Source organism: Arthrobacter sp. FW306-1B-G06A (genome assembly GCF_058781765.1).
Genome location: NZ_JBYSXB010000081.1, coordinates 1,708 through 3,653, shown reverse-complemented (window position 1 = coordinate 3,653; position 1,946 = coordinate 1,708). Strand labels below are relative to the sequence as shown.

Below are 1,946 nucleotides of genomic sequence, written 5' to 3'. Positions count from 1 at the left end.
CACCTTCTCGACGTCGGCTGAAGCGCAGACACTGAAACGTCTCCTGGACGCCAACAATCAGTCGTTCGAAATCGCTCAGCATGCGATGGTGCAGAACCAGAGCAAAGCGCCGACTGTGGCAGCCGTAATCCAAGAGCACATCGACCTTCTGGTTCGTCCTTCTTCCGGAACGGTGCACACTTACCAAACGATGCTGAAGCTGCACATAGCTGATGTCATTGGCCACATTCCGGTCGACAAATTGGACTATCGGCACCTGACCTACTGGATCAAGACGATGCAGGAAAAGGGCAGGTCGCCCAAGACCGTCAAGAACAATCATGGCTTGATCTTTGCGGCCATGGAGACGGCTGTGATGCTGCGCTACCGCAAGGACAATCCTTGCCGAGGCGTCCAGCTTCCCTCCGGTGAAAAAGCCGAGGATGAGGCGCGGTTCCTGACTCATGCCGAGTTCGGTCTGATTCTTGAAAACATGGGAGAGCGATACAAGGCTTTCACCGAGTTCTTGGTCATGACTGGTACTCGCTTTGGTGAAGCGACCGCTGTGACTGTTGCGGACGTGGATCTCATGTCCAAGCCAGCAACCATGCGTATCAACAAGGCGTGGAAGCGAGGGGCCGACTCCGAGTCCTACATCGGCGCGACCAAAACGGGTGCCGGGAAAAGGACGGTTTCGCTGAACCCGCATTTGGTTGAGGTTCTGATTCCGTTGGTGGCCAGTCGGCCAGGATCGGAACTCCTGTTCACGACGCCCAAGGGTGAACGCATCATTCACAAGCTCTATTGGCACCACTACTGGGTGCCGGCAGTCCAGGCGGCCCAAGCTCTCGGCTTGAAGAAGTCGCCCCGAATTCACGACCTTCGTCACACCCATGCCTCCTGGTTGATTCAGGATGGCGTGTCCCTCTTCACGGTCTCCAGGCGCCTGGGTCATGCGTCCACGCGCACCACGGAACAGGTTTACGGACACTTGATGCCGCAAGCACTCCAAGATGCGGCCGACGCCGTCGAGCGCTCCGCGATTGTGTGGAGGGGTTAGTTTCGAATCCCTGCCGCTACGAATATCTCTGTTGTGGCCGGGCCCGCGTTCCGATCAATCTCGGCGAGGGCGTTGACGCGGGAGTTGCCCGGACCTCACGAAGCTGAGCAATTTCCTTCAGATGGCCAGAGGTGAAAATGATCTTCCCCTTCCCCCAAACGACATGGGGGAACTCGCCCTTGGCCGCTCCTTCGCGCAGCCAGGCCTCGGAACATTTGAGCACCGTGGCAGCCTCCGCCGGCTCGAAGAATTCGAGTTTCATGTGCTCACTCGATCCTTTCGTAGTTGCGTTCCTGGGGAAAAGGCTTTGCAAGCCTGCCCTCGTTCATGGGTATTTGCGGTTTGTTCGGCATGACAGTGAGGCCGAAAGTGGAAGCAGCTTCACTGGCTAGTTCCCGGACTAATTCAATGCGGACGCTGAATCGTTGGTCTGCATGTTCCACCAGCCCGGCACCACGCATTAGCACAAGGTGGCGGCGGATCGTCGGCGAAGATGCCTGCAGCGCCGAAGCGATATTGGCGCTGGTGGCTGGCCCGTTCCTGATCAGGAACCGGACAATCCGACTTCGCATTCTATTCATCAGGATGTTCGACATGGAGACCACAGCCTGAGGGGCGATGAAGATTAGGATGCTGCTGTAGACGGGTCTACAGCAGCAGGGTACGCCTCGCGAACTAATGATGGAAGATCCTCATTGCGGCTCTGATTGCCCGCGCATGCCACCCACGGAATACTGGGACGCAGAGGCTCGAATTCGAACGGAGCTGACCGACTCTGGCAGTTGGCGATGAAGGGAGTGGGTGATGCGGTATCACGGAACGAGCAAGGCTGACGCCTTGTCTCCCCAGACCCAGCTTGCCCGTCGTCTAAACCTGTTGCTTGACGTCGTCGTTGCCGAGCGGGGGG

The 1,946-nt window shown here is 57.8% G+C and carries 2 protein-coding genes; one reads left to right on the top strand and one right to left on the bottom strand.

What is annotated here, in order from left to right:
• Positions 1-1,039 (top strand): tyrosine-type recombinase/integrase (locus tag AC3WJM_RS22925; protein ID WP_492273043.1); only part of this gene is annotated, 1,039 nt, incomplete at its 5' end.
• Between the two features lie 266 nt (positions 1,040-1,305).
• Here the strand turns inward: AC3WJM_RS22925 and AC3WJM_RS22920 are convergent.
• A complete protein-coding gene (locus AC3WJM_RS22920) occupies positions 1,306-1,611 on the bottom strand; it encodes a winged helix-turn-helix domain-containing protein (RefSeq protein ID WP_492260903.1) in 306 nt (101 codons plus the stop codon).
• Positions 1,612-1,946 lie beyond the last annotated feature (335 nt).